This is a genomic window from Mycobacterium sp. NGS19, from assembly GCF_059813155.1.
Map to the genome: position 1 here is coordinate 725,553 of NZ_JCALEB010000001.1, position 24,050 is coordinate 749,602.

At 66.2% G+C, this 24,050-nt stretch carries 25 protein-coding genes; 11 read left to right on the plus strand and 14 right to left on the minus strand.

Annotated elements, in window-relative coordinates; translation table 11 throughout:
• Positions 1 to 33: 33 nt before the first annotated feature.
• The 6 genes from AC5Y4N_RS03755 to ftsH are packed head-to-tail and all read right to left on the minus strand — an operon-like array spanning position 34 to position 5,147.
• Positions 34 to 513, minus strand: coding sequence for a DUF3180 domain-containing protein (locus AC5Y4N_RS03755; protein WP_499907239.1), 480 nt, complete (start codon positions 511 to 513; stop codon positions 34 to 36).
• Position 514: 1 nt separating this feature from the next.
• Complete coding sequence (folK, locus tag AC5Y4N_RS03760) at positions 515 to 1,036, minus strand: 2-amino-4-hydroxy-6-hydroxymethyldihydropteridine diphosphokinase (protein WP_499907241.1); 522 nt, start codon at positions 1,034 to 1,036, stop codon at positions 515 to 517.
• Entirely contained in the window at positions 1,033 to 1,410 is a 378-nt protein-coding gene (folB, locus tag AC5Y4N_RS03765) for a dihydroneopterin aldolase (protein ID WP_499907242.1), read from the minus strand. The genes folK and folB overlap by 4 nt, the downstream gene beginning before the upstream one ends.
• Positions 1,403 to 2,203 (minus strand): dihydropteroate synthase, encoded by an 801-nt coding sequence (folP, locus tag AC5Y4N_RS03770; RefSeq protein WP_499907497.1) that lies wholly within the window; start codon positions 2,201 to 2,203, stop codon positions 1,403 to 1,405. Before folP ends, folB begins: the two co-directional genes overlap by 8 nt.
• 20 nt (positions 2,204 to 2,223) lie before the next feature.
• Complete coding sequence (folE, locus tag AC5Y4N_RS03775) at positions 2,224 to 2,832, minus strand: GTP cyclohydrolase I FolE (protein ID WP_499907243.1); 609 nt, start codon at positions 2,830 to 2,832, stop codon at positions 2,224 to 2,226.
• Positions 2,833 to 2,849: 17 nt separating this feature from the next.
• Entirely contained in the window at positions 2,850 to 5,147 is a 2,298-nt protein-coding gene (gene ftsH, locus AC5Y4N_RS03780; RefSeq protein WP_499907246.1) for an ATP-dependent zinc metalloprotease FtsH, read from the minus strand.
• Between the two features lie 176 nt (positions 5,148 to 5,323).
• Between ftsH and AC5Y4N_RS03785 the strand changes: the two genes are divergently transcribed.
• The 4 genes from AC5Y4N_RS03785 to AC5Y4N_RS03800 are packed head-to-tail and all read left to right on the plus strand — an operon-like array spanning position 5,324 to position 9,249.
• The gene (locus AC5Y4N_RS03785; RefSeq protein WP_499907248.1) at positions 5,324 to 6,289 is read left to right on the plus strand and encodes an alpha/beta fold hydrolase; all 966 of its coding nucleotides are present in this window, start codon (positions 5,324 to 5,326) and stop codon (positions 6,287 to 6,289) included.
• On the plus strand, positions 6,289 to 7,476 hold the full coding sequence (locus tag AC5Y4N_RS03790) for an LLM class flavin-dependent oxidoreductase (RefSeq protein ID WP_499907250.1): 1,188 nt from the start codon (positions 6,289 to 6,291) through the stop codon (positions 7,474 to 7,476). The genes AC5Y4N_RS03785 and AC5Y4N_RS03790 overlap by 1 nt, the downstream gene beginning before the upstream one ends.
• Positions 7,476 to 8,486, plus strand: coding sequence for a zinc-binding dehydrogenase (locus AC5Y4N_RS03795; protein ID WP_499907252.1), 1,011 nt, complete (start codon positions 7,476 to 7,478; stop codon positions 8,484 to 8,486). The genes AC5Y4N_RS03790 and AC5Y4N_RS03795 overlap by 1 nt, the downstream gene beginning before the upstream one ends.
• A 25-nt stretch (positions 8,487 to 8,511) precedes the next feature.
• Complete coding sequence (locus AC5Y4N_RS03800) at positions 8,512 to 9,249, plus strand: SIMPL domain-containing protein (protein WP_499907254.1); 738 nt, start codon at positions 8,512 to 8,514, stop codon at positions 9,247 to 9,249.
• A gap of 10 nt (positions 9,250 to 9,259) precedes the next feature.
• On the opposite strand, the gene hpt is transcribed toward AC5Y4N_RS03800, so the two are convergent.
• The 4 genes from hpt to dacB all read right to left on the minus strand — a co-directional run bounded on the left by hpt (position 9,260) and on the right by dacB (position 13,313).
• Entirely contained in the window at positions 9,260 to 9,820 is a 561-nt protein-coding gene (hpt, locus tag AC5Y4N_RS03805) for a hypoxanthine phosphoribosyltransferase (protein WP_499907499.1), read from the minus strand.
• A 69-nt stretch (positions 9,821 to 9,889) separates the two neighbouring features.
• Positions 9,890 to 10,852 carry a tRNA lysidine(34) synthetase TilS gene (gene tilS, locus AC5Y4N_RS03810; protein WP_499907256.1) on the minus strand — a complete coding sequence of 321 codons (963 nt, stop codon included), beginning with the start codon at positions 10,850 to 10,852 and terminating at the stop codon, positions 9,890 to 9,892.
• Entirely contained in the window at positions 10,831 to 11,928 is a 1,098-nt protein-coding gene (locus tag AC5Y4N_RS03815; protein ID WP_499907258.1) for a zinc-dependent metalloprotease, read from the minus strand. Before AC5Y4N_RS03815 ends, tilS begins: the two co-directional genes overlap by 22 nt.
• Positions 11,916 to 13,313, minus strand: a complete 1,398-nt coding sequence (gene dacB / locus AC5Y4N_RS03820) for a D-alanyl-D-alanine carboxypeptidase/D-alanyl-D-alanine endopeptidase (protein WP_499907260.1) — start codon at positions 13,311 to 13,313, stop codon at positions 11,916 to 11,918. Before dacB ends, AC5Y4N_RS03815 begins: the two co-directional genes overlap by 13 nt.
• A gap of 64 nt (positions 13,314 to 13,377) precedes the next feature.
• Here dacB and AC5Y4N_RS03825 point away from each other — a divergent pair, with 64 nt between their 5' ends.
• Positions 13,378 to 13,866 carry an inorganic diphosphatase gene (locus AC5Y4N_RS03825; protein ID WP_499907262.1) on the plus strand — a complete coding sequence of 163 codons (489 nt, stop codon included), beginning with the start codon at positions 13,378 to 13,380 and terminating at the stop codon, positions 13,864 to 13,866.
• A gap of 140 nt (positions 13,867 to 14,006) precedes the next feature.
• The gene (locus AC5Y4N_RS03830) at positions 14,007 to 14,528 is read left to right on the plus strand and encodes a 2-oxo-4-hydroxy-4-carboxy-5-ureidoimidazoline decarboxylase (protein WP_499907264.1); all 522 of its coding nucleotides are present in this window, start codon (positions 14,007 to 14,009) and stop codon (positions 14,526 to 14,528) included.
• Positions 14,529 to 14,534: 6 nt separating this feature from the next.
• On the opposite strand, the gene AC5Y4N_RS03835 is transcribed toward AC5Y4N_RS03830, so the two are convergent.
• Positions 14,535 to 15,536, minus strand: a complete 1,002-nt coding sequence (locus AC5Y4N_RS03835) for a TerC family protein (RefSeq protein ID WP_499907266.1) — start codon at positions 15,534 to 15,536, stop codon at positions 14,535 to 14,537.
• A 223-nt stretch (positions 15,537 to 15,759) separates the two neighbouring features.
• Here AC5Y4N_RS03835 and AC5Y4N_RS03840 point away from each other — a divergent pair, with 223 nt between their 5' ends.
• Genes AC5Y4N_RS03840 through AC5Y4N_RS03855 form a run of 4 tightly spaced genes read left to right on the plus strand, consistent with a single transcriptional unit; the run spans position 15,760 to position 18,707 of the window.
• Positions 15,760 to 16,383: a DedA family protein gene (locus AC5Y4N_RS03840; RefSeq protein ID WP_499907269.1), complete on the plus strand. Its 624-nt coding sequence runs from the start codon at positions 15,760 to 15,762 to the stop codon at positions 16,381 to 16,383.
• Entirely contained in the window at positions 16,380 to 17,651 is a 1,272-nt protein-coding gene (locus tag AC5Y4N_RS03845; RefSeq protein WP_499907272.1) for a hypothetical protein, read from the plus strand. The genes AC5Y4N_RS03840 and AC5Y4N_RS03845 overlap by 4 nt, the downstream gene beginning before the upstream one ends.
• Positions 17,652 to 17,661: 10 nt before the next feature.
• A complete protein-coding gene (gene ppgS, locus AC5Y4N_RS03850) occupies positions 17,662 to 18,366 on the plus strand; it encodes a polyprenyl-phospho-N-acetylgalactosaminyl synthase PpgS (RefSeq protein ID WP_499907274.1) in 705 nt (234 codons plus the stop codon).
• A complete protein-coding gene (locus AC5Y4N_RS03855; protein ID WP_499907276.1) occupies positions 18,363 to 18,707 on the plus strand; it encodes a DUF2304 domain-containing protein in 345 nt (114 codons plus the stop codon). Before ppgS ends, AC5Y4N_RS03855 begins: the two co-directional genes overlap by 4 nt.
• A gap of 7 nt (positions 18,708 to 18,714) precedes the next feature.
• On the opposite strand, the gene AC5Y4N_RS03860 is transcribed toward AC5Y4N_RS03855, so the two are convergent.
• From AC5Y4N_RS03860 to AC5Y4N_RS03870, 3 genes are read right to left on the minus strand one after another with little or no spacing between them, the layout of a single operon-like run.
• On the minus strand, positions 18,715 to 19,659 hold the full coding sequence (locus tag AC5Y4N_RS03860) for a GDP-mannose 4,6-dehydratase (RefSeq protein WP_499907278.1): 945 nt from the start codon (positions 19,657 to 19,659) through the stop codon (positions 18,715 to 18,717).
• 23 nt (positions 19,660 to 19,682) lie between these two features.
• A complete protein-coding gene (locus AC5Y4N_RS03865) occupies positions 19,683 to 20,009 on the minus strand; it encodes a hypothetical protein (protein ID WP_499907281.1) in 327 nt (108 codons plus the stop codon).
• Complete coding sequence (locus tag AC5Y4N_RS03870; protein WP_499907283.1) at positions 19,985 to 20,956, minus strand: EspK C-terminal domain-containing protein; 972 nt, start codon at positions 20,954 to 20,956, stop codon at positions 19,985 to 19,987. Before AC5Y4N_RS03870 ends, AC5Y4N_RS03865 begins: the two co-directional genes overlap by 25 nt.
• On the opposite strand from AC5Y4N_RS03870, the gene AC5Y4N_RS03875 reads away from it, so the two are divergent.
• Positions 20,946 to 21,119 carry a hypothetical protein gene (locus tag AC5Y4N_RS03875; RefSeq protein WP_499907285.1) on the plus strand — a complete coding sequence of 58 codons (174 nt, stop codon included), beginning with the start codon at positions 20,946 to 20,948 and terminating at the stop codon, positions 21,117 to 21,119. The genes AC5Y4N_RS03870 and AC5Y4N_RS03875 overlap by 11 nt on opposite strands.
• The last annotated feature ends 2,931 nt before the right edge of the window (positions 21,120 to 24,050 follow it).

Here is a 24,050-nt window from a genome sequence, read left to right on the forward strand (position 1 = left end):
GGTCACGTCGCGTGTCGAGGAAGCCCGGCGATTCTAATCGCCGGTTGCGCCGGCGTTGTCGGGCGGCTCTTCGGGCTTCTCGCAGCAATGCTGCAGCCACAGCGCCGCGACGATCAGCGCCAGCGCGCACGCGGCCGCCACTACCGCGCCCGGGGTGTCTTGCGAGGCCACACGAAGCCAGCCGCGGTTGGGCAGCAAGTACCCGAGCATGCCCAGCCACCAACCGAACACGAGGGCGCCCACCCATGCCGACGCCTTGGCGATCCAGACGGTGCGCGCGACGGCCAGCGGATGCAGTCTGCCGGGGCCGGCGCCGATCTCGGCGTCGTTGATCTTGGCTCTCACGTAGCGGCCCCACGCGGCCTCCACGCCGGCAACGCCGAGCAGCGACAGCCCCGTCCAGACGGTGATCGGCGGAAAGCCTCGTGGGTAGACGGCCGTGGTGACGAGGTAGCCGAGAACGGCGACGAGTGCCACCGCAACCGTCAGGTCACGCCTGCGGGTAGGTCCCATGTCACACCGTCGACCGCAGCGTCAGATCCGTCGGCATGACGCCGGCCTTGTCGACGGGCTCGATGTCCTCGAGCAGCCGCGAAACCGGTGTCGGCACCTCGGCGACCGTCAGCGTCGCATCCGGCTCGACGTCGAGCCACGGGACCAGAACGAAGGCGCGAAGATGCGCCAGCGGATGCGGCAGCGTGAGGTCGGGTTCGCGGACCACGAGTTCGGTGCCGTCCGATCGGCAGCTGATCACGTCGACGTCCAAGGTGCGCGGTCCCCACCGCCGGCCACGAACCCGGTCGGCGGACCGCTCGAGCTGCTGGCCCAGCCGCAGCCATCCGCGCCCGTCCAGGTCAGGATTGTCCGCGATGACGACGGCGTTGAGGAACGGCCCCTGTTCGACACCGCCCCACGGCACGGTCTCGTATACCGGCGACACCGCCACCAGCGAGTCACCCAGCGCGTCGACCACCGACTGCAACCGGCCCACCCGGTCGCCGAGATTGGAGCCGATGGACAGCACCGCCCGTGTCACAGCTTCTCCTCGCGCTGCCGGAAGCGATGGACGACGACCGCGACATCCTTGAAATTCAACGGAATGGGCGCGTGCGGTTTGTGCAGCGTCACCTCGACCGCGCGCACTCGCTCGTCGGCGATGACGCCGTCGGCGATCTCCGCGGCGACGGCTTCGATCAGATTCTTGGCGGGGCCGCCGACGATCGCCGCCGCCTGCTCGGCCAGCTCGCCATAGTCGTAGGTATCGCTGAGATCGTCGCTGGCGCCGGCTTGCGACAGATCCAGCCACACGGTGATGTCGACGACGAAATCCTGCCCGTCGCGCCGCTCGTGCTCGAAGACGCCGTGCCGCCCGCGAACGGTCAAGCCCCGCAACTCGATTCGATCAGACACCGCCGCCCGCCCATGCTTCGACCACCTTGAGCGCGTCGACGGTGGCTCGCACATCGTGTACGCGAACGCCCCAAACGCCTTGCAGCGCAGCCAATGCGGAGATCACCGCAGTCGCTGTCTCACGCCCGGCCGGCGGCCGCTGGCCGGCGTCGTCGGCAAGCAGCGAACCAAGGAAACGCTTGCGCGACGCACCCACGAGCACCGGGATGCCGGTCGCGACGAGCTCGGGCAGCGCGTGCAGGAGCGCCCAATTGTGCTGTGCGGTCTTGGCGAAACCGAGTCCGGGGTCGATGATCAACCGTGCCGGGTCGACGCCCGCGGCCGTCGCGGCGTCGACGCTGGCAAGCAGCTCGGCCTTGACGTCGGCGACGACGTCGTCGTAGTCCGGCACGCGGTGCGGGTGTTCGGCGCTCACAGAGCGCCAGTGCATCAAGATCCAGAAGACGCCGGCCTCGGCCACCAAGGGGCCCATGTCCGGGTCGGCCCGGCCACCGGAGACGTCGTTGACGATGCGCGCTCCGTGCTGCAGTGCCGCCGCGGCCACCTCTGCCCGCATGGTGTCGATGCTCACCGTAATGCCGTGGGCAGCAAGGGATTCGATGACGGGGACGACACGTTCGGTTTCGACCCGCGGTTGCACCCGCACCGCGCCGGGCCGGGTGGACTCACCTCCGACGTCGATGATCGCGGCCCCTTCGGCGGCCAGCGTCAGCCCGTGCTCGACGGCGCGATCGCGGTCGAGGAACACTCCCCCGTCGGAGAACGAGTCGTCGGTGACGTTGACGACCCCCATCACCTGCACGCGAGTCGCGGTCACTTCCGCAGAATCAAGTCCAGCGCCTCGGCCCGTGACGCGGCGCTGCACTTGAACTGTCCGCGCACCGCGGAAGTGGTGGTCACCGCACCGGGTTTACGCACGCCGCGCATCGCCATGCAAAGGTGCTCGGCTTCCACGACCACGATCACACCGCGCGGGTTGAGCTTGCGCATCAGCGCGTCGGCGATCTGCCCGGTGAGCCGCTCTTGAACCTGCGGGCGTTTGGCGTACAGGTCCACCACCCGGGCGATCTTCGACAGCCCCGTGATCCGGCCGTCCTCTCCTGGGATGTAGCCGACGTGGGCGACGCCGTGAAACGACACCAGGTGGTGCTCGCAGGTGGAGTACATCGGGATCTCTTTGACCAGAACCAGTTCGTCGTGTTGCTCGTCAAAGGTTGTTTCCAGCACGCTGTCCGGATCGGTGTAGAGGCCGGCGAACATTTCGTGGTACGCCCGTGCCACCCGGGCCGGAGTGTCGCGAAGACCGTGGCGGTCAGGGTCTTCACCGATCGCGAGAAGCAGCTCGCGGATCGCGGCTTCGGCTCGCTCCCGGTCGAACACCGGCGTGTTGCTGCTCGAAACACGCGCATTCGGCTGGGCCATCAACGCCTCCGTCCTTGTCAGCCGTTGCTGGACGGGCCGGCGCGACCGGGGTCGTCGCCATGCTGCCCGTCAGGTGTACCGCCCTCTGATTGTGGCTGGCCGCGCTGCGGATTCTGTTGCTGCGAATAGGGTCCGTAGTTCTGCGGCGGCGGATACCAATAGTTCTGCTGCGGCGGCGGCCAGCCTGGCGCACGCCAGCCGGCGGGTGCACCGTAGTCGGGTTGGGTGGCCGCCGAGTGCGGGTAGCCCGCGCTCGCCGGGGACGGCTGGGGCTGGGCCGGATATCCGTTGCCGCCGTTGCCATTCCCCGACGCGTCACGTGCCGCCTCGGCCTGCTGGCTGGCCTGCGCGATGGCCTTCTTGAAAGCCGGCTCAGGAACGGGTTTGGGCCACGGCTCGCCGCGCTCCATCGCCAGCTCGCCCGGCGTCTTGATGGGCGGCTTGTCCGACGGAATGCGGCCGCCGAAGTCGTCGAACATGGTCAGCCGCGGCCGCTTCTTCACGTCGGCGAAGATGGCCTCCAAGTCGGCCCGGTGCAGGGTCTCTTTCTCCAACAGCTCGCCGGCCAGGATGTCGAGGACGTCGCGGTACTCGGTGAGGATCTCCCACGCCTCGGTGTGTGCGGCCTCGATGAGTTTGCGGATCTCGTCGTCGATGTCACGGGCGACCTCATGGGAGTAGTCCGGCTGAGTGCCCATGGTGCGGCCGAGGAACGGGTCGCCGTGCTCGGTGCCGTATCGCACTGCGCCCAGCTTGGCGCTCATCCCGTATTCGGTGACCATCGCGCGCGCGATCTTGGTGGCCTGCTCGATGTCGGACACCGCGCCCGTCGTCGGCTCGCGGAACACCAGCTCCTCGGCGGCGCGTCCGCCCATCGCGAACACCAGCCGCGAAATCATCTCCGAGCGCGTCATCAAGCCCTTGTCGTCCTCGGGCACGGCGAGCGCATGCCCGCCGGTGCGGCCGCGGGCCAGGATCGTCACCTTGTAAATCGGGTCGATGTCTGGCATCGCCCACGCCGCCAGCGTGTGACCGCCCTCGTGGTAGGCCGTGATCTTCTTCTCCAGCTCGCTGATCACCCGGCTCTTGCGACGCGGCCCGCCGATCACCCGGTCCACCGCCTCCTCGAGCGCGGCGGCGGTGATCACCGTGCCGTTCTCGCGGGCGGTCAGCAACGCAGCCTCGTTGATCACGTTGGCCAGATCCGCACCGGACATGCCGACGGTGCGTTTGGCGAGCCCGTCCAGGTCGGCGTCGGGTGCCATGGGCTTTCCGGCCGCGTGCACACGCAGAATCGCCTTGCGACCGTTGAGGTCCGGGTTGGTGACGGGGATCTGGCGGTCGAAGCGGCCGGGCCGCAGCAGCGCCGGATCGAGGATGTCCGGCCGGTTGGTGGCAGCGATCAGGATGACGCCGGTCCGGTCCCCGAACCCGTCCATCTCGACCAGCAGCTGGTTGAGCGTCTGCTCGCGTTCGTCGTGACCGCCGCCCAGGCCGGCGCCGCGCTGGCGGCCGACAGCGTCGATTTCGTCGACGAAGATGATGCATGGGCTGTTCTGCTTGGCCTGCTCGAACAGGTCGCGAACCCGGGAGGCGCCGACGCCGACGAACATCTCGACGAAGTCGGAGCCGGAAATCGTGAAGAACGGCACACCGGCCTCGCCTGCGACGGCGCGGGCCAGCAAGGTCTTGCCGGTGCCGGGCGGCCCGTACAGCAGCACGCCCTTGGGGATCTTGGCGCCCAGCGCCTGATACCTGCTGGGGTTCTGCAGGAAGTCCTTGATCTCGTAGAGCTCCTCGACGGCCTCGTCGACGCCGGCCACGTCGGCAAACGTGGTCTTGGGCATGTCCTTGGTGAGCAGCTTGGCCCTGGACTTGCCGAACCCGAAGCCCATCCGGCTGCCGCCCTGCATGCGGGAGAACATCACGAACAGGCCGACGAGAAGAAGCAAGGGCAGCAGGTAGATCAGCAGCGAGCCGAGCATGCTGCCCTGGTTCACCACGGTGTTGACCTTGGCGTTCTTGCTGTTGAGCTGGTCGAACAGCGTCGCGGCGTAGCCGGTGGGGAACTTGGTGATGATCTTGTCGGCGCCGCCGGTGGCTTGATTGCCGTTCTTCAGCGTGAGGCGCAGCTGCTGTTCGCGGTCGTCGATCTGGGCGTTCTTGACGTTGTCGGAGTGGATCTGGGCGACCGCCACCGAGGTGTCGACGGGCTTGTAACCGCGGGTGTCGTCGCTGAAGTAGAAGAACGACCAGCCCAGCAGCAGCACCACGGCGATCACCGTGAGCGTGCGGATCACGTTTTTGCGGTTCATCGTCTGTATCGGCCGGCGATTGGGTGCGTGGGCCAGGTCCTTCCGAAGCGTCTCGAGAGTTAGTTCAGGCTACCGCTAGACCAACGAATGAATGTTCCCGACGGGTTCTGCGGCTGGCGTGCACCACGGACCCTTGGACCCTTCACCGCGCGGGCTTCCTGTGCTTGGGTGAACCCGTGGTCACCTCAACCCAGCGGTTAGTTGAGACGAACGGGGTAGCGCTGCGGGTGGTGGAGGCAGGAGAAGCCGATGCCCCGCTGGTGGTGTTGGCTCACGGCTTTCCCGAACTCGCCTATTCCTGGCGGCACCAGATTCCGGCACTCGTCAACGCCGGCTATCGCGTGCTCGCACCGGATCAACGGGGTTACGGCGGCTCGTCGCGGCCCGAGGCAATCGAGGACTACAACATCGTCGCGCTGTGCGGAGACATCGCGGGCCTGCTCGACGAGGCCGGCGCCGAACGCGCCGTGATCGTGGGCCACGACTGGGGCGCGATGGTGGCGTGGACGTTTCCGCTGCTGCACCCGGACCGAGTGGCCGGCGTGGTCGGGCTGAGCGTGCCGCCGGTGCCGCGCTCGAAGAAGCCGCCCGTCGAGACCTGGCGAGAAATGTTCGGCGAGAACTTCTTCTACATCCTCTACTTCCAAGAGCCGGGCGTCGCTGATGCGAACCTGAGCCGCGACGTCAAAGAGACCATGCTGCGGGTGTTCGGCGGGCCGCGATCCCCCGATGACACCGACGCAGCCGCACGCATGCTGGCGCCAGGTCCTGAAGGCTGGGTGGAGCGGCTGCCCAAACCGACCGCACTGGCCGACTGGATGACTCAGGATGAATTCGACCACTATGTCGAGGAATTCCGCCGTACCGGATTCACCGGCGGACTCAACTGGTACCGCAACTTCGACCGCAACTGGCACTTGACCGCCGATCCCCCTGCGAGCACCATCACCGTGCCGTCGCTGTTCATCACCGGCGCAAAGGATCCTGTCCGCTTCTTCACCCGGTCCGACCGCGCGCGTGAGGTCGTGACCGGCGACTACCAAGAGATCGTGCTCGACGGCGCGGGTCACTGGATACAGCAGGAGCGGCCGGCCGAAATCAACGACGCGCTGCTGAAGTTCTTGTCCGGATTGGAGTTGTGATGCAGGGCCCGCTCAACTTCGGTGTGTTCATCACGCCGTTCCATCCTATCGGCCAATCACCAACCGTCGCACTGGAATACGACATGGAACGGGTGGTGGCGCTGGATCGGCTGGGCTTCGACGAGGTCTGGTTCGGCGAGCACCATTCGGGCGGATACGAACTCATCTCCTGCCCGGAGGTTTTCATCGCCGCCGCCGCCGAACGCACCAAGCACATCAAACTCGGAACCGGCGTGGTCTCGCTGCCCTACCACCACCCGCTGATGGTGGCCGACCGGTGGGTCCTGCTAGACCATTTGACCCGCGGCAGAACGATTTTCGGCACCGGGCCGGGCGCGCTGCCGTCGGATGCCTACATGATGGGCATCGACCCGGTGGAACAGCGTCGGATGATGCAAGAGTCGCTCGAGGCCATCCTCGCCCTGTTCCGGGCTGCACCCGGCGAGCGGGTCGACAGGCACTCCGACTGGTTCACCCTGCGCGACGCCCAGCTGCACATCCGGCCGTACACCTGGCCGTATCCCGAGATCTCCACCGCCGCAATGATTTCCCCCTCAGGGCCGCGGCTGGCGGGTCAGCTCGGCACATCACTGCTGTCACTGTCGATGTCGGTGCCGGGCGGCTACGCGGCCATCGAGGACGCCTGGGCCTTGGTGGCCGATCAAGTCGAGAAGGCCGGCCGTGCCGAGCCCGACCGGCGCGGCTGGCGGGTACTGGGCATCATGCATCTGGCCGACACCCGCGAGCAGGCTCTGGACGACTGCACATACGGACTCGAAGACTTCGTCAACTACTTCGGTGCCGCCGGATTCGTGCCGCTGGCCGAAAGCGTCGAGGGCGCGCGCAGCTCGCGCGAGTTCGTCGAGGAGTACGCGGCCAAGGGCAGCGGCTGCATCGGCACACCCGACGACGCGATCGCCTACATCGAGGATCTGCTGGACCGCTCGGGGGGATTCGGCACGTTCTTGATGCTCGGCCACGACTGGGCGTCACCGCAGGCGACTCACCACTGCTATGAGCTGTTCGCACGCAAGGTCATTCCGCACTTCAAAGGTCAGCTCGAAGCGCCGCGCGCATCGCACGAGTGGGCCAAAGGCATGCGCGACAAGCTGTTCGGCCGCGCAGGCGAGGCGATCGCCAAGGCGATCGGCGAACACGCCGGCGAAATGGAAAACCAGAAGACCTGATGCGCGCCGCTGTACTGCACGACGGCACGATGGTGTGCCGCGACGACGTCGCCGATCCGGTTCAGGATCCGGGCCAAGTGCTGGTCGACGTTGTGGCGTGCGGAATATGCGGGTCTGACTTGCACTTCGCCAAGCACGGCCGCGAGCTGCTGGGCCTCGCCGGCCAAGTGCGTGGCCTGCCGGTGGAGGGCAACGTCGACCTGTCCCGCGACGTCTACATGGGCCACGAATTCTCGGCCGAAGTGCTCGAGGCCGGACCGCAGACGCAGGCGCCGCCCGTTGGCACGGTCGTCACGTCGCTGCCTGTTCTGCTGTCGCCCATCGGAATCGAGCCGATAGTGTTCAGCAACTCCGTCATCGGCGGATACGCCGAACGCATGCTGCTGTCGGCGCCGCTCCTGTTGCCGGTGCCCAATGGCCTCGATCCCCGCCACGCCGCGCTCACCGAGCCACTGTCCGTCGGTTTGCATGCGGTGAACAAGTCCGGCGTGCAGCCCGGTGAAGCTGCTCTTGTGGTGGGCTGCGGACCCGTAGGCGTGGCCGTCATCGCCGCGCTGAAACACCGCGGCGTTGGGCACATCACGGCAGCGGACTTCTCGCCCAGACGCCGGGAATTCGCCGAAACCATGGGCGCGCACTTCGTCGACCCCGCGCAGGAATCGCCGTACGACGTGGTGACACCCGCGGTGATCTTCGAAGCCGTCGGCATGCCGGGCATCCTCGACGAGGTGCTGCGCATGGCGCCGATGAACAGCCGCGTGGTGTCGATTGGCATGTGCATGCAGCCCGACCCTATCCGGCCGGCCTTCGCGTCGATGAAGGAACTCAGCGTGCAGTTCGTGTTCGGACAGACGCCCGACGAATTCGGCGACACGCTCCGCGCGATCGCCGAAGGCGACATCGACGTCGCGCCGCTGATCACAGGCTTCGTGGGTCTCGACGACGTGGCTTCGGCGTTCGACGAGCTGGCATCCCCGAACGAGCATTGCAAGATTCTGGTCACTCCGTAACGGGTCGGACCGTAAGGTGCCAGCTATGCCGATGACCGCAAAGATACTGCTGCGCAACGGGATAGTGGCGCTGGCCGCCGCGCTCGCGATGGCCGGGATCTCGGCGTGCGACAGCGATGCCGGCGATTCGCCGCCCGGCGCCAGCCCGAACAGCAGGCAGGTCACCGTCGTCGGCGCCGGAAAGGTGCAAGGGACGCCGGACACGCTGACCGTGAACGCGTCGATCGAGGCCACCGCACCCGACGTCACCGCGGCCTTGAACCAGACCAGCGACCGCACCCGCGCCGTCGTCGACGCGCTGGTGAACAACGCGAAGGTGGACCGCAAGGACATCGCCACCACGTCGGTCGACCTGCAACCGCAATACGGGCCTGATCCGTCGGTGATCACGGGATACCGGGCCGGCAACTCGATCCAGGTGAAGATCCGCGACACCGCGACGGCGTCGCAAACGCTGGCGCTGATCGTCAGCACCGGAGGGGACGCGACCCGGATCAACGGGGTCAACTATTCGATCGACGACGACTCCCAGCTGGTGAAGGACGCCCGGGCGCGGGCGTTCAACGACGCGAAGGCACGCGCCGAGCAGTACGCGCAGCTGTCGGGAGTGAAGCTGGGCAACGTGATCTCGATCTCGGAGACCAGCGGGGCCACGCCGCCGACACCCACGCCGATGCCGCGCGCCATGGCCGAACCCGTGGCATTAGAACCGGGCCAGCAGACCGTCAGCTTCTCGGTGACGGTGATCTGGCAGCTGATCTGACCCAGCGCGGCTAGAGCTCGTAGACGCGGGGGTCCAGCGTCCCGATGTACGGCAGGTCGCGGTAGCGCTCGGCGTAGTCCAGCCCGTAGCCGACGACGAACTCGTTGGGGATGTCGAAGCCGACGAAGTCGATCTGCACGTCCGAGCGCACCGCATCTGGCTTGCGCAGCAGGGTGCACACACTCAGGGAGCGCGGATGCCGGGCAGCGAGGTTGCGCAGCAGCCACGACAGCGTCAGCCCGGAGTCCACGATGTCCTCGACGATCAGCACGTCGCGGTCCTGGATGTCGCGGTCGAGGTCCTTGAGAATGCGGACCACCCCCGACGACGACGTCGCCGAGCCGTACGAACTGACGGCCATGAATTCCAGCTGCGTGGGCAGCGGGATTGCCCGCGCGAGGTCGGTGACGAACATGACCGCGCCTTTGAGCACGGTCACCAGCAGCAGATCGTCGCCGCCCTCGCCGATCAGGCCCCGATAGCGCTCCGCGATGGCAGCACCCAACTCGGCCGTGCGGGTATGAATCTGAGTTTCGGTGAGCAACACCGACTTGATGTCGCCCGGATACATGTCGGCTGCCGCTTGCGCTGCCACGCCATCAGGGTGCCATGCCCGCCTCGCGGCGACCACCGCAGTCCGTCACACGGGTTCGCGGTGTAGCCGCAGCCGGCCGTCGCGGCGCGCCGCCACCAGTCGCTGACCGCGCAGTGCTGAACCGACGGCCACGCCACCCTGCCCCCGCCAATTCACCACGAGTTCGTCGACCCGCCGGATCTGACTGTCTGTGAGGTCGGTGGCCCCTCCGGCCAACAGCCATCCGCGAATCACCCTGCGCCGCAATGCATCCGGAAGACAGATCAGCCGCCTGACAACCAGCCCCTGCTCAGTCGAAAGCGCCTCGACTTCGGCGTCGGCCAGGTCGTCGAGCAGGTCGCAGTCTTCGCGCAGCGCCGCCGCAGTGCGAGCCAGCGCCTCAGCGACCCCGCCGCCGAGCACCTGCTCAAGCAGCGGCAATACGTCGAGACGCAGCCGCGTGCGGGTGTAGGACCGGTCAGTGTTGTGCGGATCGTGCCACGGACGCAGCCCGAGTTCGTCGCACGCGGTATGGGTGACAGACCGACGCAGGCCCAGCAGCGGCCGGCCCCACGGCGGTTGATACGGCCGCATGCCGGCCAGCGATCGCGGCCCCGAGCCGCGGCCGAGTCCCAACAACACCGTCTCGGCCTGGTCGTCCAATGTGTGGCCGAGCAATACCGGCGCCCCCTGGCTGGCTTCCTGCAGAGCCGCGTAGCGCGCCGCGCGGGCCGCGCCTTCCGGTCCGCCGCGCCGTCCCACCACAACCGTCAGCACCTGCGCGTGCGCGCAGCCCAACTCCAGCGCCTGAATCTTGGCCGTGTCGGCCACCGCGGCAGAGTCCTCCTGCAAACCGTGGTCGACGATCAGGGCCGTCGTGGGGCGCAGCCTCGCCGCCACGGCTGTCAGCGCCAGCGAGTCAGGTCCGCCGGAAAGACCTACGCACCAACGGGTTTCATCGAGCGGATAACGTTTCACGAAACCCACTACCGCGTTGCGCAGCGCGGCTACAGCACCCGATCGATCCATCGCTGTGGCTCGTCGATCTCGTCGGGCAGCGGCAAGGTGTCCGGTCCCGACCAGATCGCGTTGAACCGTTCCATGCCGACCCGAGACACCACCGCGTCGACGAACGCCTTACCGCGGGTGTACTGACTGATCTTCGCGTCGAAGCCCAGAAGCGCCCGGATCAGCCGCTGCAGCGGCGGCTGGCGGCGCCGGCGGCGTTCGTCGAAGCGGGACCGGATCGTCGCCACCGACGGAACCACCGCCGGACCGACCGCGTCCATTACATGGTCGGCGTGGCCTTCGAGAAGCGTGCCGAGCACCAGCAGTTGGTCCAGTGCGCGGCGCTGGGGCTCCGACTGCAACGCTCGTAGCACCCCGATGATGCCGTCGGAGTTCGGCTCGGCCGGTGTGCCGGCGCGACGGCCACGCACGTAATCGGCGAGCCGCCCCAGTAGGGCGCTCAAGTCGTCGCCGGCCTCCTCGGTGATCAGCGACAGCGCTGAGGACATGTAGTCGGCCAGCCACGGGTTTGCGGTGAACTGCACCCGATGCGTCACCTCGTGCAGGCACACCCATAGCCTGAAATCGCTTGGCACTACCCGCAATTGGCGCTCGACGGCGATGATGTTCGGGTAGATCAGCAGCAGCTTGCCGCTCTGGGCGCCGCCAGTTTCGCTTCCTCCAACAGGTCCGTCCGCAAAGGGGTCGTATTGGCCGAGAATCCCTGAGGCGACGAACGCCAGCACCGCGCCGGTCTGCGCGCCGGTGATCCGCCCACGCAACAGCCCGCTGGGCTTGTCGGTGCCGCCCGTCATCACCCGCATCGACCCCGCCGCCAGCCGGACCCAGTGCGGCCGGTCGACGATCAGCGCGTCGGGCACGTCGCCGTCGGGTGCCAAGCCGGTGACATCGCGCACCGGCACCTCGGCACGCCGCGACGACTCGGCCAGCTCGTCGACGATCTGACGCTGCGTGTAGCCGCTCGCGGGCGGGCCAGGCCGAGCCAGCCATGCCCCGGTGGTGGCCGCGAAGTCCCAGTCGACGACGCGGCCGACGGTCAACTTGTTGTCCGGCCGGGTGGACGTCACGATCCGCATCCGCAGCTGCGTAGCGTCGCCGCCACCGCATCGATGGCAATGCGCCCGGTCGGGCCGGCGTTGTTGGACATCAACGCAAATGTCAGTACCCGGCCGCTGAGATCGGTGACGATGCCGGCAAGCGTGTTGGTTCCGGTCAGCGAACCGGTCTTGGCGCGCAGCCAGCCGGCTGCGTCGGCGGTCTGGTCGTCGATGTAGCGGTTGGACAGTGTGCCGCTGCCGCCGGCGATAGGCAGCACGTCCAGCAGCGGGCGCATGCCGGGCTGCAGGGGGCCGGCGGCAGTGCCGATCACGTCGTCGAGGGTTTTGGCGGTGAGACGGTCGTCGGCCGAGAGCCCGCTGCCGTCCATGAGCCTGGCTCCGGTCAGGTCGACACCGGCCGATGCGAGCCGGCTGGTGACGGCCTCCACAGCGCCGGCGAAGCTGGCCGGCCGACCCGTCGCGACCGCGACCTCCCGGGCGATGCATTCGGCCATCACGTTGTCGGAGTGGTTCATCATCTCGTTGAGCCGGTCCATCAGAGGAGCCGACTGTACGGCGGCGATCTGCCGGGCGTCGCGCGCCGGAACCGTGGCCAACGTGACGGCCTGCGGGTCGACGTTCAGCGCAAGCGCCAGCGCCCGGCCGGCATCGAGCGCCGGGGTGAAGGACCGCACGGATTCCGGGGTCAGCGGCTGGGTGCGCCCGCCGTCGACCATCACGGCCTCGATGGGAGCGACGTCGCCGCCCAGGATGTCGGCGGGGTCCCAGCCGGGAGCAAGCGAGGGCCCGCTGAACGCGCTGGTGTCTACCTGGATCGCGCTCACCTTGATCCCGCTGGCCCGCACCTGCGCGGCCAAGTCGGAGATGCGAGCAGCGTTGCGGTACAAGGTTTCCTGGCCGGGCGGTGCCGACGACAGCGTCGGGTCGCCGCCGCCGACGAGCACCACGAGGCCGGGCTCGCGGGTCTGGTCGGGTGCAACCACGGCCGTGGTTTGGCGCGCCTCGCGGTCGAGGGCCAGCAACGCGGCTCCGGCGGTCAGCACCTTGTTCGTGGAGGCCGGGATCATCGGTGTGGTCGCACCCTGCTGCCACAGCTCGGTGCCGGTCTGCGCGTCGGTGACGCGACCGGTGAACGTACCGAGGTCGGGGTTGGCCAGCGGCTGCTTCAACGCGGCAGCCAAGCCGGCCGGCGTGGGCATGGGCGCGACGTCTGACACCGGCTGCACCGCCGGGTTGGCGGTCACGGCGGGTGGGGTGGCCGCCACCGCCGTCGCGCTGCGGCTGGATCCGCCGGTGCCCAGGACCGCAGCCACGGCGACCACCACCACCACCGTCACCAGCACGGCCGCGGCAATCAGCAGATGGAGGCCCCTTCTACTACGGGACCACCGCGCCGGACGCATGTAGTGCAGAGTAGCCCTTGACTATGGTTATCCCCCGACGTCCGAAACGAAGGGAGCCCCGCGCGTGGAATTCGATGTGACCATCGAGATCCCGAAGGGTCAGCGCAACAAATACGAGGTGGACCACGAGACGGGGCGGGTGCGCCTCGACCGCTACCTCTACACGTCGATGGCTTATCCGACGGACTACGGCTTCATCGAGGACACGCTGGGCGAGGACGGCGATCCGCTGGACGCGCTGGTGTTGCTGCCGCAGTCGGTGTTTCCCGGCGTGATCGTCGAGGCGAGGCCCGTGGGGATGTTCCGGATGACCGACGAGGCCGGCGGCGACGACAAGGTGTTGTGCGTGCCGGCCGGTGACGGCCGCTGGGACCACATCAAGGACATCGGCGACGTGCCGTCCTACGAACTCGAGGCGATCAAGCACTTCTTCGTCCACTACAAGGATCTGGAGCCGGGCAAGTACGTCAAGGCGGCCGACTGGGTGGGGCGCGAGGAAGCCGAAGCCGAAGTGCAGCGGTCGCTGGAGCGGTTCCGCACCGACGGGCACTGATCTTCCCGTTCGCCGGCGCTGCTGCAACCGCCGCGTTAAAGCGTGTTACACGCAAGTCAATTCTCGCGGTTTCTCGTGGCGAGCGGCCTTCGACGGAGCCGATCATTGGCGGTGACAGCCGCCGGTGAAGGGATTCAAAGATGTTGTTGCATCAGGGAATCGGCCTCGAGGCGTTCAACGAACTGCCCACGCAGAAAGCCGTGCACGCGCTGTACGAGTGCTGCGGCAGCGTGGTGTTGGCGCGCGACCTCGCCGACGGTCGCCCCTACCGCAGCCGCGACGAATTGTTCCGCCGCGCCGACGCTTTGCTCTTCGCGCTCTCCGAGCAGTCGGTGGACATGATTCTGCAGGCCTATCCACACATCGGCCGACGGCCGCGGAGCGCGAAGTCGCATGCCGAGCAGTGTTCGGTCTGGGATCCGCGGCCCGAGGTGATGGCCGCGCTCGACGATGCGGCACACCGTTACGCGGACCGGTTCGGGTTTGGCTTCGTGATGTTCGTCGACGGCACCGACGCAGAGGGCGTCCTGGCCGTGATCAACGAGCGGCTGCACCACGAGATAGAGACCGAGCGCAAAGTGGTGCGCAACGAGTTGGCCAAGATCAACCGGACCCGGTTGGAGCGCATGCTCGGCCCTGAGGGCGGCTACCAGAACTGGTGACCCCGGCTAGGCGACTTCGTCGGCCGCCTCGTCGTCGCCCTGCTCGGCGTTCACCCGGCGGGTTTTCATCAAGCTCGCGACAGTCGTGACCGTCAGGGTCACGACGATGAACCCGAGGCTGAACAACGTCGGAATCTCCGGCACGTCGAAGGGTTCGCCGTTGTTGAGGAACGGAACGGCGTTCTCGTGCAACGCATGCAGCAGCAGCTTCACGCCGATGAACGTCAGGATCACCGCAAGCCCCGCCGACAGGTACACCAGCCGGTTCAGCATGTCTCCGAGCAAGAAGTACAGCTGTCGCAGGCCCATCAACGCGAACACGTTCGCGGTGAACACCAGATACGGCTCCCGGGTCAGGCCGTAGATCGCCGGAATCGAGTCCAGCGCGAACATGATGTCGGTGGTGCCGAGCGCCACGATGACCAAGAACATCGGGGTCATCAGGCGTTTGTCGCCCTCTTTGACGTAGAGCTTCAGGCCTTCCCAGCGGTCGGTGATGCTGAAGTGCGTCTTGGCGAACCGGACGACGAAGTTGTCGGCGTCGTCGTCGCGGTCCTTGTTCTGGGCAAGGTGGAAGCCGGTGTAGATGAGGAAGGCGCCGAACAGGTAGAAGATCCACGAGAACTTTTCGATGGCGACCGCGCCGAGCGCGATGAACACGCCACGGAACACCAGCGCAAGCACGATGCCGACCAGCAGCGCTTCCTGCTGGTTCTTCTTGGGCACGTTGAAGCTGGCCATGATGAGCAAGAACAAGAACAGGTTGTCGACGGACAGGCTGTACTCGGTGAGCCACCCCGCGAAGAACTCGACCCCGAACTGGCCGCCGTGCACCGCCCAGACGAAGCCGCCGAACGCGACAGCCAGCCCGATGTAGATGGCCAGATAGATGCTGCACTCGAGCGTGCTGGGCTCGTGCGGTCGGCGCGCAACGTAGACGACGTCGAACAACAACACGGCCACCGTCACTGCCAAGGTGATGGCCCACTCGAGCTGACTGACGTTCATGGAATCCTCCGGTCGTCGCGGTCGTCGCGAATTCACCGGAGGTCTCTTCCGCCGCTGCCGCGGCCCGCGGGGCCGGTCGTCCAATCATTGGTCGACGTGATGACGACACCGCGGCGAAGGAATACTCCCCTCCGAATCCAGTCTCTCATGCCCAGAAGGCTCGGCCGCGGGCCGTATGGTCACTGTGGCTGAGGAGAGGGACTGACCAGCGGATGGAGCGCAGATGAGCCAGGGCCAGCTGCCGGGGGTGTTCGGTGATGTGCAGCCGCTGCTGGAGCACTACGGCTACCTGGCGGTCGGCGGGTTCGTGTTGCTCGAGGACTTCGGTGTGCCGGTGCCGGGCGAGGCCATTCTGATCGCGGCGGCCATCTTCGCCGGCAGCGGCCACATGAACATCGCGCTGGTGATCTTGGTCGCGGTGCTCGGTGCGATTGTCGGTGACAACATCGGCTTCGCGCTCGGCCACTTCGGAGGCCGGCCACTTGTCGAGCGGTTCGGCCGCTTCGTGTTCCTTACCCCTGAGCGGCTGGACCGCGCCGAAGCCTACTTCGACCGGCACGGCGGAAAGATCGTCGTCGTCGCCCGGTTCGTCGAAGGGCTGCGCCAGGTGAACGGCATCTTGGCCGGCACCGCCGGGATGCACTGGTTGAAGTTCTTGGGATTCAACGCCATTGGGGCAGTGCTGTGGGTGTGCATGTGGGCGCTGCTCGGCTTCTTCGCCGGCGAGAACATCAGCGAAATCTATGCCGGCTTCGAACGCTACAAGTGGTACGTGATCGGCGCGGTCGTGGTGGCCGTCGTCGGCTACGTCGCATTGCGTGTCCGACGACGACGGGCCGCGGCGTGACCGACGCGGGCACACCGACCGGGCCGATCACCCGGGGCAGCGTCGCGCGGGTGGGCGTGGCCACGGCGGTGACGGCGCTGTGCGGATATCTGGTGCTGTACCTGGCCGCGAGAGACCTTGACCCATCCGGCTTTTCAGTGTTCGGGGTGTTCTGGGGCGCCTTCGGGCTTGTCACCGGCGCGGCCAACGGCTTGCTGCAGGAAGCGACACGCGAGGTCAGGTCGGCCCGCTACACGGTGATGTCGCCGGGTCCGCAGACGCATCCGCTGCGCGTCGCGGCGGTGCTCGGTGTGGTGGCCGGGCTGGTGATCGCGATGACCGCGCCGCTGTGGGCCGCCCATGTGTTCGCCTCGGAGCGGCTGCTCAGTGTGGTGCTGTTGAGCGTCGGTCTGGCGGGGTTCTGCCTGCACGCGACGCTGCTGGGCATGCTGGCCGGCGCTGGTCACTGGACCCAGTACGGCGCGCTGATGGTGACCGACGCATCGATGCGAGTTGTGCTGGCGGCGTTGACATTTATTCTCAGCTGGGGACTGGTGGGCTACCTGTGGGCGACAGTATGCGGGGCGGTGGCGTGGCTGGTGATGCTGTTGGCGTCGCCGTCGACTCGTGCTGCTGGCGCGCTGGCCGCCTACGGCGACACCGCGACTTTTCTGCGCGGGGCCGCACACGCTATTGCCGCAGCCGGCGCCAGCGCCATCCTGGTCATGGGTTTTCCCGTGCTGCTGAAGGCGACATCGGGAGAGTTGGGCGCGACCGGCGGCGTGGTGATCCTTGCGGTGACGCTGACGCGGGCGCCGTTGTTGGTGCCGCTGACGGCGATGCAGGGCAATCTCATCGCTCATTTCGTCGATAGGCACACCGACCGGTTGCGCGCACTGGCCGGCCCAGCGGTGGTGGTGCTTGCGATCGGATCGGTCGGTGTGGCGGCGGCCGGGCTGGCCGGGCCGTGGCTGCTGCGCGTGGGGTTCGGCGCGGAATACGACGCCGACGGCGCTCTGCTGGCCTGGCTGACGGCGGGTGCGGTGTCGATTGCCTTGCTGACGCTGACGGGCGCGGCGGCGGTGGCGGCGGCGCTTCACCGGGCGTACTCGCTGGGCTGGATCGGCGCGACGGTGGCGTCGACGCTGCTGCTGTTGCTGCCGCTGGAGCTGCAGACGCGCACGGTGGTCGCGTTGCTGTGCGGGCCGGTGGTCGGGATGGTGGTGCATCTGGCGGCGCTGCGCATGGTGCCCTCCACCGGCCCGGCACCGCTGCCGCCAACGCTCTGACGTGTATTTTGTGGGCATCGACAGTGGCTACCCGGACGTTTGGATCATCGTCCCCGCGTACAACGAAGCCGCCGTCATCGGCGAAGTGATCGCCGATGTGCGCGCGGTCTTCGACCATGTCGTCTGCGTGGACGACGGCAGCAGCGACGACACCGGCCAGCTGGCGCTGCGGGCCGGGGCCCATCTTGTTCGGCACCCGGTGAATCTCGGCCAGGGCGCGGCGATCCAGACCGGCGTCGAGTACGCGCGTCGGCAGCCCGGGGCCGAGGTGTTCGTCACGTTCGACGCCGACGGCCAGCACCGCGTCAAGGATGTGCTGCGGATGATCGACAAGCTGGCCGCCGAGAACGTCGACATCGTCATCGGCACCCGCTTCGCTGATCACGGAGTGCGCAGTGACGTGCCGTTTCTCAAGCGCGTCGTATTACGCACCGTGGTGCGGCTGAGTCCGCGCGGCCGACGGCTCAAGCTCACCGACACCCACAACGGGCTACGAGTCTTCAACCGGAAGGTGGCCGAAGGTTTGGACATCACCATGAGCGGCATGGGGCACGCCAGCGAGATCATCGCGCTGATCGACGAAAACCATTGGCGCGTAACCGAAGAGCCGGTCGAAATTCTGTACACCGATTATTCGAAGTCGAAGGGTCAGCCCCTGTTGAACGGCGTCAACATCGTCTTCGACGGACTTCTTGGCGGAAAGAGGCGCCGATGAACTGGATTCAGGTACTGGTGATCGCGGCGGTGATCTCGCTGCTGGTGTTCTTACTGCGCGCACGCGGGTCGGTGCAAGCGCGGGCGTGGGTGAAGGTGGGCTACGTGGCGTTCGTCGTCGCGGGCATCTATGCGGTGCTGCGGCCCAACGACACGACCGTGCTGGCGCACTGGCTTGGCGTCGGCCGCGGCACCGACTTGATGCTGTACGCGCTCGTCGTTGCCTTCGCGTTCACGTCGTTGACCACCTATCTGCACTTTCGTGACGTCGAGCTGCGCTACACGCGGCTGGCGCGGGCCATCGCGTTGTCGAGCGCACAGCGGCCGCCGGACGCGTCGTAGCTCGCGTTCAAGCGGTCGGCTGGTGGCGGAAGTACTCGACCGTACGGCGGACACCCTCGTCGATCTTGACGGTGGGACGCCAGCCCAACACCATCTCGGCGAGCCGCACGTCTAGGCAGGACCGCTTGAGGTCGCCGAGCCGTGGCGGGGCGAATTCGGGTTCGTCGGGCGCACCGACCGCCGCCGCCACCAATGAATGCAATTGGCGGTCAGAGGTTTCCACGCCGGTGCCGATGTTGAAGCGCTGGCCACCGCCCTTGGAGCCGGACGCCTTGACGAACGCTTCCACGACGTCGTCGACGTACACGTAGTCGCGAGTGTTGGAGCCGTCGCCGAACACCCTCGTCGGCTTACCGGAGAGCAGGGCCTGGGCGAAAATCGCGACCACTCCGGCTTCGCCGTGCGGGTCTTGACGCGGCCCGTAGACGTTTGCGGGCGCGATGTGCGAGCAGTCAAGGCCGTACAGGTGGCGGAACGTGTTGAGGTAGATTTCGCCGGCGACTTTGCCGGCGGCGTACGGAGAGGCCGGGTCGGTGTGGACCGACTCGTTGGTGGGGTACTTGCTGGGTGTGCCATAGATGGAACCACCCGACGATGTGTGGACGACCTTGCGCGCCTTCGCTTTACGAGCGGCTTCGGCGAGGCGGATGGTGCCGATGACATTTACCTCGGCGTCGTGCTGAGGGTCCGCCACGGAGCGACGGACGTCGATCTGGGCGGCCAGGTGGAACACGACCTCGGGTTGGTGGCTGGACAGCAAGCTGTCGAGGTCAGCGGTGACGATGTCGTCCTCGACGAACGTGAAGTTGGGGTTCTGTTTGGCCGACTCCAGGTTGCTGACGCGACCCGAGCTCAGATTGTCTAACCCGACGACGTCGTGTCCGTCGGCAAGTAGCCGATCGACGAGCGTCGATCCGATGAAACCGGCAGCCCCGGTGACCAGTGCGCGCACCGGTTCACCATACCGATGGCCGGTTAGGCATCTCGGACGTCTGTGCCACCGGACTCGGGGTAGACGCGGGCGATCGAGTAGGCATTCTCCTGCTCAGTGGCCTTCAGCATGTTCACAGCGGTCTCGGACTTGGCGCGCTGCTCGGGGACGGTGGCCGAGAGCGCCGCGGACCAAGCGTCGGCTTGGCGCTTCTGGGCTTCGGCGACCTTGGCGAGAGCGAGGTCGATCGGCGTGTCTCCGGAGGCCACCGGGACGGGGCCGGGTTTCGCGACACTCTTCACTGTGTCAGCGATGTGCCGGATCTCTTTGAGGGTTTCTTCGGGATCTACCTTGATGTTGCGGTTGTCCACAGCTGAGCCTCCTTGGTGACTTGCCTTGCGGCATAGACGATGTCGGCGTAGTCAGGCGGTTCTTGGCGCCACAACGACAGGGCCTCGACAGCGCGGTCGATGTTGTGGTGGGCGCGGTAGAGCTCCGTCGCGCCCGATGTGGCGGAAGGTTCCGTATCGAGGTAGCCGGGCCGCATCCACAGCGACTTGCGGTCGCGCTGAACGTGATTCAGGGCGGTCCATTGCGCGTCGGTCACGTCGGTGCCGCCGGCGAGGGCGCCGAAGATTTCGCGGATCACTGGGGCGACCTGGATGAACAGCGGTTCGGCGCCGGCCATCGCTACGCCGACGGCTTCGGCGGTGGCGTCCCAGGCTTGGCGACGCGCCTCATTGGTGTGGTTGGCGAGTTGCTGGTAGGCGTTCGGGTCGATGACGGCGAGGCGGTGGATACGGGATTGGTCGAGTGGCGGAACCGGCTCGTCAGGCGAGAAGGGCGATTGCGTGGAGTCGCAATCCTGGTAGTGCGGGACGCCGGCGCGTCGGGCAGGTAGAACGGTCGAGCCGCCGGGATCGGTGGTGGCGGCGAGTGCGTAGAGGTCATAGTTAGGGTCTTGCGCGAAGCGGTGCGCGGCGTAGGCGACCATCGTGGCGGACGGGTTGACCCAGCCGAACCACTTGGCTTGAAACTCTTTGTCCAGCAATGGATCTGCGAATATGTTCGTGAGTTTGCGAGGCAGGTACACGCCAGGCGGGATGTAGCCGGCGCCGTCGTTGCTGGTGACAAATGTTTCAGTTCCGGACCCGGTCTTGAAGACGGCGACGCACCAGTGCACGCCGGGGTACAGGCGTGAAGCGTGAAGCAGTTCGTAGGCCTGGCGGACGGCTTGGTCGAGCAACGGGTCCTTGGTCTGGGAGCTGACGATCGCCGCGCCGCTGCCGGTAGCGGCGACGCCGGAAGTGGCGAGCACACCGGGCGATACCGGTCCGGCGCTCGACGAACTCGAGGTGGCCGCGGTCGCCGTGCCGGGCGGCAAGGGGGTGCCGGGGCCGGAAGTCGTGATCGTCGGTGCAGGGGGTGGCGGAGGCGGTGGTGGCGGCGGCGTGGGTGAGCGCGGGACGTCGGAGCCGTAGGGGGTGAGGCTGGCGGGCGGAATCGGAGGCGGGGCGATGAAAGGTGCTGCTTGGGCGGCAGAGGCTTGCGGGGGTGCTGGCGCGACTGGTTGCACAGGTGCGGCTGGTGCGGCGGCCGGGGCGGCCGAGCTCGACGGCGGTGCGGTTGCCGCGGCGGCATCGGTAACGACGGGCGGTGGGGTGGGTTGGTGAAGCATCGGCTGCGCCGGTGGGACTGGCGGTGTGGCACTGCTGTTAAGGGCCTGGCTTAGGCCACGGGAAAGGTCGGTGTTGGGGGCGGTTGGTTGGTGCGCTGAGGGAACGGGCGAGGATGAACTCGCTGTCTGGGGAACTGGAGGTGAAGAAATTGGTGCTGGGCTTCCTATCGATATGCCAGCAGAAGAGCTGCCAACCCGTGCCGAGTTCGAATTGGAAGGCGGGTTAATCGGAGAAGTCGAGCTCAACGAAGGCCGTCCGAATGTCCCGATTAACGGCGGATCATCCTGCATGGTTGGGTCACTACTCTGCCGAATTTGTGACGCATGGATCTGTGGTTCGTTAGCATTGGTGTTGTCGGGAACGACGATGGGTTCGTTCTCAGACCGCCTAAAAGGCCCGGCCTCGGGATTCCTTACTTCTGATTGGGTGGTGACGTCTGGAGCTTGCATAGCATTATCTGGAAATCGCTCGTACTTCACGATTTCCGGTCCGCTATCCGCAGGAGTTAGGGGAACTCCGTTACTCGTGAAGTAACTGGCGCCAGATACCGAAGGCCCGTGTCTCTCAGGCGGTTCAGGAAGGCTGACTCGCTGAAAATGACTTGTGGGCAGCCCATGTTCGGAAGCAGCAGCTGATGGTTGGTACGAGAAAATCTCGCCTGCCGCGTCAGCACTTGCACCTTCAGCACGCCGGCGGTGCGCCTTAATAATATCTTTAATCCTAAGTTTCATGGCCTCGTCAAGATCCTTGATTATCTGACTGGCGTCCGGACGGGCGGAGGCCGCAACTTTCAACGCTGCGACGAAATCTTGTAGTGCTTTAATTTCGGATCGCGCATCCAACAATATCCCTTTCATACGTGTCTTCGCCGCGAACACCGCTTGAGCGCAGTGCTCAGTTGCTATGCCAGCTGACTCGAAGTCTTCGCTTTGATCACCAAGAAGGGATGCGGTACCGCGGTATACAAGCTCCATCGCATCGGTCCACGCGCCACTATCGACACCATGTAGACGGTTGACCGCTGATGTTACATCGTCGGCAGCCATGCTTGACGCGGCCGCGAACTGATGCTGCGCGTCTGCCTTTTCCCACCATGCATTGGGGTCGGTTCCCGGCCATAGCCCGCCCAATACTTCGGTGAAGTAGGGACCTGTCGGCGCACCACCATCCGCCGCTTTCATGACCAAGTGATACCTAGCTTACCACAAGTGGCTAATGGCCCTCCGGCGTCGATGGCGGCTCGATTCCACGTTTCTCTGTCGTATGGATCCACATATTGTGGCTGCACCAATTCCACGTAGAGCAATTTGTCATCTATGTATGATTGCAGTGTTCTAGTAAGATAACGCGGCGGATCTGCATGCGCGTTAAGAATTGCTTGCGTCCGCTTTGTCCAGTCTTCGATGAACGATCGGTAGCCAGGGATGGCAGAACCTTGCTCTGGGGAACCAGGAGCCAGCTTTGCGAAAGCCCTGTTCTGATCGCCTATCTCACGCATCAATGGCGCAATTGCCTGACAAAGCGCACGATCCGCGTCGTCAACAAAAAGTTGTTGAGTGGGCGGCGTTGCCGGCGTCGACGGCGGGGGAGTCATCGGTGGTGTTGAGACTGGTCGCGTGCGAACCAATGAGATGACTAAGGCTGATCCAGCCAACAGAAGCGCAACCGCACCTAGTACCACGCCCACCACCGCTAATCGCCGCCGCGGCGCTAGGTGCGGTGCTAGGTATGGATGCGCTACCCCCTTGAGGGGCGGAGGCACTCCATACCCTGGATGCGCTTGTGACGTCCGCTGCTGCTCATACCCAGGCCCGGGTACATGTCCGTGCATCTGGCTAGCTTAGAACCTCATCCTGCGCGTCCGTACCGCCAAACTAGGCGTATGGGTCGCCTGTGATCTCTGGTGACACGCTGCCCCTCTACGGCAATCAGCACCCACGCCAGGTGGTTTCCGCCGTCCCTCAGCTACCGACATAACCAAACCCTCCTCGGTCGGCATTGTCGGCCCGGCGTGATTCGCGATTAACTCATCACCGCGCTCGTCGCCGCCTTTCGCCGGCTTCAACTCCAAGCTAGACCCACCTTTCTACACGTTTCTAACGGGCCGCGCAGGTCTGCGAGTGCAAGGTTCCAAGTGGTTTGGTCTTCTGAATTCAGCGGTCGTGTCGGTCGAAGATTCTGGACGAACAGAACTGCGTCGTCAATAAACCTCTGCAGAGTGCGGGTCAAGTATCTCGGAGGTTCAGAATGACCATTAAGCGTATCCTGCGCACGCGGAGCCCAACTGATGATAAAGACTTGTAGAGGCTCGACGGCTGCCATTTGCTCCGGCGATCCGGTCGGTATCTCAAAAAACGGGCGAGTGTGGTCGGCAGCTTCTCTCATCAGTGGGCCGATCGCCTGACACAGCGCATGATCAGCGTCGTCAACGAAAACTTGCTGCGCAGGCACCGCTGGCGGCGCCGGCGCAGGGGACGGCGACGACGACGCCTCCGGTTTACGAACCAGGGAGATCACTAGCGCTGTGCCCGATAGGAGTACGGCGATGACCGCTAAGACGAGGCTGAGACGAGAAGTGCGTTTCGGAGGCGGCGGGTATGGACCTGGTGGCGAAATAGATGGCGCGGTGTGACCTCCAGCTTGCGGAGGTATCTGATACGGCCCGTAGCCTGCTCCCGGCGGATTCTCCTGCATTTCGTCAGCCTAAGCGGCCCCCTTGCCCTCCCGTATCAC

What these genes read in the sequence shown, in the direction of transcription:
- AC5Y4N_RS03755 (WP_499907239.1), bottom strand. Translation starts at nt 513, where the DNA reads ATGGGACCTACCCGCAGGCGTGACCTGACGGTTGCGGTGGCACTCGTC.
- folP (WP_499907497.1), bottom strand. Translation starts at nt 2,203, where the DNA reads ATGGGGGTCGTCAACGTCACCGACGACTCGTTCTCCGACGGGGGAGTG.
- folE (WP_499907243.1), bottom strand. Translation starts at nt 2,832, where the DNA reads ATGGCCCAGCCGAATGCGCGTGTTTCGAGCAGCAACACGCCGGTGTTC.
- ftsH (WP_499907246.1), bottom strand. Translation starts at nt 5,147, where the DNA reads ATGAACCGCAAAAACGTGATCCGCACGCTCACGGTGATCGCCGTGGTG.
- AC5Y4N_RS03790 (WP_499907250.1), top strand. Translation starts at nt 6,289, where the DNA reads ATGCAGGGCCCGCTCAACTTCGGTGTGTTCATCACGCCGTTCCATCCT.
- AC5Y4N_RS03795 (WP_499907252.1), top strand. Translation starts at nt 7,476, where the DNA reads ATGCGCGCCGCTGTACTGCACGACGGCACGATGGTGTGCCGCGACGAC.
- AC5Y4N_RS03800 (WP_499907254.1), top strand. Translation starts at nt 8,512, where the DNA reads ATGCCGATGACCGCAAAGATACTGCTGCGCAACGGGATAGTGGCGCTG.
- hpt (WP_499907499.1), bottom strand. Translation starts at nt 9,820, where the DNA reads ATGTATCCGGGCGACATCAAGTCGGTGTTGCTCACCGAAACTCAGATT.
- tilS (WP_499907256.1), bottom strand. Translation starts at nt 10,852, where the DNA reads ATGGATCGATCGGGTGCTGTAGCCGCGCTGCGCAACGCGGTAGTGGGT.
- AC5Y4N_RS03815 (WP_499907258.1), bottom strand. Translation starts at nt 11,928, where the DNA reads ATGCGGATCGTGACGTCCACCCGGCCGGACAACAAGTTGACCGTCGGC.
- dacB (WP_499907260.1), bottom strand. Translation starts at nt 13,313, where the DNA reads ATGCGTCCGGCGCGGTGGTCCCGTAGTAGAAGGGGCCTCCATCTGCTG.
- AC5Y4N_RS03830 (WP_499907264.1), top strand. Translation starts at nt 14,007, where the DNA reads ATGTTGTTGCATCAGGGAATCGGCCTCGAGGCGTTCAACGAACTGCCC.
- AC5Y4N_RS03835 (WP_499907266.1), bottom strand. Translation starts at nt 15,536, where the DNA reads ATGAACGTCAGTCAGCTCGAGTGGGCCATCACCTTGGCAGTGACGGTG.
- AC5Y4N_RS03840 (WP_499907269.1), top strand. Translation starts at nt 15,760, where the DNA reads ATGAGCCAGGGCCAGCTGCCGGGGGTGTTCGGTGATGTGCAGCCGCTG.
- AC5Y4N_RS03855 (WP_499907276.1), top strand. Translation starts at nt 18,363, where the DNA reads ATGAACTGGATTCAGGTACTGGTGATCGCGGCGGTGATCTCGCTGCTG.